Annotated in this window: 4 protein-coding genes; 1 reads left to right on the forward strand and 3 read right to left on the reverse strand. The window is 48.8% G+C overall.

The window, feature by feature from the left end:
- Positions 1-194 precede the first annotated feature (194 nt).
- Together aroA and BJP37_RS11565 are read right to left on the reverse strand one after the other, a co-directional pair.
- Positions 195-1,553, reverse strand: coding sequence for a 3-phosphoshikimate 1-carboxyvinyltransferase (gene aroA / locus BJP37_RS11560; RefSeq protein WP_075898910.1), 1,359 nt, complete (start codon positions 1,551-1,553; stop codon positions 195-197).
- Between the two features lie 400 nt (positions 1,554-1,953).
- Positions 1,954-2,343, reverse strand: coding sequence for a hypothetical protein (locus BJP37_RS11565; protein WP_008188520.1), 390 nt, complete (start codon positions 2,341-2,343; stop codon positions 1,954-1,956).
- A 139-nt stretch (positions 2,344-2,482) separates the two neighbouring features.
- Here BJP37_RS11565 and queA point away from each other — a divergent pair, with 139 nt between their 5' ends.
- Positions 2,483-3,664 carry a tRNA preQ1(34) S-adenosylmethionine ribosyltransferase-isomerase QueA gene (gene queA / locus BJP37_RS11570; RefSeq protein ID WP_075898912.1) on the forward strand — a complete coding sequence of 394 codons (1,182 nt, stop codon included), beginning with the start codon at positions 2,483-2,485 and terminating at the stop codon, positions 3,662-3,664.
- On the opposite strand, the gene BJP37_RS41920 is transcribed toward queA, so the two are convergent.
- A partial coding sequence (locus tag BJP37_RS41920; protein WP_214607755.1) for a hypothetical protein occupies positions 3,661-3,862 on the reverse strand: 202 nt, incomplete at its 5' end. The genes queA and BJP37_RS41920 overlap by 4 nt on opposite strands.

Consider the following 3,862-nt stretch of genomic DNA (forward strand, 5'->3'; position numbering starts at 1 on the left):
TCACTGGTGGCAGGATGCCAAGGCTTAACAGTAACTATTTAGCCGGATTTCATATAAAAGCCCTTGGCCATTCCCGTAGCGTGGCCACGCTACTTTTATTCAAAAGCTGACAGCTGACAGCTAATAGCTGATAGCACCTCAAGTAGCGTGCGCTTCGCGCTAATCGCTGTTCGCTGATAGCTGAATACTTACAATCAACAAGCCTGAATTACCTCTTGCAAGGTGGTAGTGAAGTTTGGATAGGAGATGGCAGCCGCTTCAGCACCGTGAATGGTAGTTGTACCTTGGGAATTTAGGGCTGCGATCGCTAAACTCATGGCAATGCGGTGGTCAGTATGACTATCCACTTCTGTACCAGTTAAGGGAGTACCACCGATAATCTCTAGACCATCGGGCAATTCAGTGACCTTAGCTCCCATCTGGTTCAACTGGGATGCCATCACCGCTAAGCGATCGCTTTCCTTGACTCGCAGTTCTGCTGCATCCCGAATGATAGTAGTTCCTTGGGCAAAGACTGCTGCTACTGCTAGAATCGGCACTTCATCAATCAGGCGGGGAATCAAGTCACCCGCAATGGTGCATCCTTTTAGGTTACTGTGACGTACCCGCAAATCTGCCACCGGCTCCCCAGCCACTACTCGCTCATTTAACCGCTCAATATCAGCCCCCATCATGGATAGGGCTTCTAAAATACCTGTACGGGTAGGGTTGACACCGACATTTTCCACAATCAGTTCTGAACCCGGTACAATAGCTCCGGCTACTAACCAAAAGGCAGCTGAGCTAATATCACCAGGAACAATTACGGTTTGCCCTTGCAACTGAGCCGGTCCTGTGACGGTAACACTATTGGTTTTTGGGTCAGTAATAATTTGAGCGCCAAAGGCTTTGAGCATGCGTTCGCTGTGGTCACGGGAGAGGGCTGGTTCAGTGACAGTTGTTTGTCCTTCGGTCATTAAACCAGCCAGGAGAATACAGGATTTTACTTGAGCTGAGGCGATGGGAGAGTGGTAGTGAATTGGTTTAAGAACAGAGCCTTTAATGGCCAGGGGAGCTAGGGAAGCACCTTCACGCCCCCAGATGCTTGCTCCCATTTGTTGTAGGGGTTTCACCACACGGGACATCGGACGCGATCGCAAAGACTTGTCACCGGTTACAGTAAAAAATCGGTCAGCAGCAGAGGCGAGTAGTCCCAGCATCAGTCGTAGGGTAGTACCCGAGTTGCCTGCATTTAAGACATCAACGGGTTCTTGCAGTTTCCCTAGTCCTATACCCTTAACAATCACTTGTTCAGTATTAAGTTCCGAGATATCTGCGCCCAAAGCACGAAAGCAGCTAGCAGTGCTTTGGGGGTCTTCTCCCAAAAGCAACCCTTGAATGGTAGTTTCTCCTGACGCGATCGCCCCCAACATTAAGGATCGATGGGAAATCGATTTATCCCCTGGTATCCTGATCATTCCCTGCAAAGACAGACCAGATTTTGGGGGATTTATGCTTAAAGTCTGTTGATTTTCCGTCGTAGTTAGGGTGACTAGATTGGCTGGCAAGGGCATAGACTTAGGTTACATTACCGTGCTGAATGATCACCGATTTTATCAAAATTATAGGTATTACTGAGATCTGGCACCCTTGTGGTTAATCCTAGGATGGGCAGTGCCTAGCAACGTGCAAAGCCCAGCTTGTGAATCTGTCTGATCCACTGCCCACCCTACATGAACTGAGATCTGGCACCGTTGTGGTTAATCCTACGGTGGGCAGTGCCTAGCAACGTGCAAAGCCCAGCTTGTGAATCTGTCTGATCCACTGCCCACCCTACATGAACTGAGATCTGGCACCGTTGTGGTTAATCCTACGGTGGGCAGTGCCTAGCAACGTGCAAAGCCCAGCTTGTGGATCTGTGTGATCCACTGCCCACCCTACATGAAGTTGCTGCCCAGAAGCAATCACCGTTGCTCAAGCCAAGGTTTCTGGACAATATCCCAACCCCATGGTAAATTGCTCGCAAAAAGCTTCTATGTCGCTCTGGTTTGGACTACCATGAGAAACCACAGCAACTTGGTAGCGACGCATGACCTCTACCGGTGACTGTCCGGTTTCCAGACTCCACAGAGCCATTTGCACACGAATGTCTGGGCTGTAGGGAATCCCCAACTCGTTCATATAAGCCCGAAAGTCTCCATGTTGTTGAGCGGTTAAGGGTGTGTCCATCTTAACCTTAACCACCCAGCCATCAATCCGATGAATCACCGTGGCAAATTTGATAGGTAGCTGGGGCGAGTCTTTTAGATACTCAACGACTCGCAGAGTTAGACTGGCATTAGCTAAAAAGTAAAGGTAATCCATAGAGAGGAGTTAGTTAGTAACCAACTGAGGCTTGATATCCTATGCTATATCTTTATTTTCGCAAGCCAGGATTGCTCACGGACAGGGGATATTCCCCCGATCTTAGATAGGGGATATTCCCCAATTTACGAATAACAGCATGACAGGGATTGACAAACAGACATCCAAGCACCAAATCGACCAATTAGTCTCGAGCTATGACTATGAACTACCCGAAGAGCAAATTGCCCAAACACCCTTGAGCGAGAGGGATGGTTCACGACTGTTGGTGGTAGATTCACCAACTCACCATAGCCACCATATCTTTAGGGAATTACCTGAGCTATTGCAACCGGGTGACCTATTGATCCTCAATAACACCAGGGTTATCCCCGCTCGACTCTATGGGCGTAAATCCACTGGTGTGCCTGTGGAGATTTTGTTGTTAGAAGAGCGACAACAGCAGGGACAACAGCAGGGACAACACCAGAGTTGGCTAGCTTTAGTGAAACCAGGTAGGCGTCTCAAGCCAGGAGCAGAGATTTGGTTTACTCCCTCATCGGACCTTGGGCTCAAGGATAGTACCCTCTCAAAACACCTAACTACCCCTTTACCTCCTCTTAAAGCAACTGTTCTGGCAACAGATGAAGGGACCAGTGGGCGGATATTGCAGTTTGATTTCCCAGAGGGAGTATCCTGGGAAACCCTCTTGGAGTGGTATGGTCAGGTTCCTCTACCCCCCTATATCCAAGACTCTCAAGCTACCCCAGACCAGTATCAGACTATTTATGCTCAAAAGAATGGTGCTGTTGCTGCTCCCACCGCTGGACTCCATTTCACCAATCAGCTGATGGAAAACTGCCGCCAACGGGGAATTCGGCTAGGGTATATCACCCTACACGTGGGGGTTGGTACATTTCGACCTGTAGAAGTGGAGGATATTACCGAGCACGACATGCACGGAGAGTGGCTAGAAGTCCCCCAATCAACTGTGGAGCAAATTCAGGAAACTAGAGCAACCGGAGGTCGAGTGATTGCTGTAGGCACAACGGTAGTCCGTGCTTTAGAGGGAGCCGTTGTGGATGGGGAATTACAACCCTATTGTGGTAAGACTAACTTATTTATCTACCCAGGCTATCAGTGGCAGGTAGTGGAGGGATTGATTACCAATTTCCACTTACCTCGGTCGAGTTTATTAATGTTAGTTAGCGCCATGGTAGGCAGAGAGCGGTTACTGACCTTGTACCAGGATGCGATCGCTCTTAGTTATCGCTTTTATTCCTTTGGTGATGCGATGTTAATTTTGCCAGAAGCTAAAGCAACTCCTTTACCAGATTTTTAGCCAAAAAGATAGATCCAAGCGCTAGGTTTTTTCCCGAGTTTCGACGATACCGTAGCTGTGGGCGTTAAATTTGAGTAGGTAATGCGATCGCTATGTCTAAAACCATGACCTCTGCTGTTGTGCCTAATACTCCTTATCTGCCAAGTGACGTACTCCCGACGTTGCCCTAACGGGACAACGCGGGCTTCTTGCCAACAC

Origin of the sequence: Moorena bouillonii PNG (genome assembly GCF_001942495.1) — a bacterium.
GTDB classification, from domain to species: domain Bacteria; phylum Cyanobacteriota; class Cyanobacteriia; order Cyanobacteriales; family Coleofasciculaceae; genus Moorena; species Moorena bouillonii.

What these genes read in the sequence shown, in the direction of transcription:
- aroA (WP_075898910.1), bottom strand. Translation starts at nt 1,553, where the DNA reads ATGCCCTTGCCAGCCAATCTAGTCACCCTAACTACGACGGAAAATCAA.
- BJP37_RS11565 (WP_008188520.1), bottom strand. Translation starts at nt 2,343, where the DNA reads ATGGATTACCTTTACTTTTTAGCTAATGCCAGTCTAACTCTGCGAGTC.
- queA (WP_075898912.1), top strand. Translation starts at nt 2,483, where the DNA reads ATGACAGGGATTGACAAACAGACATCCAAGCACCAAATCGACCAATTA.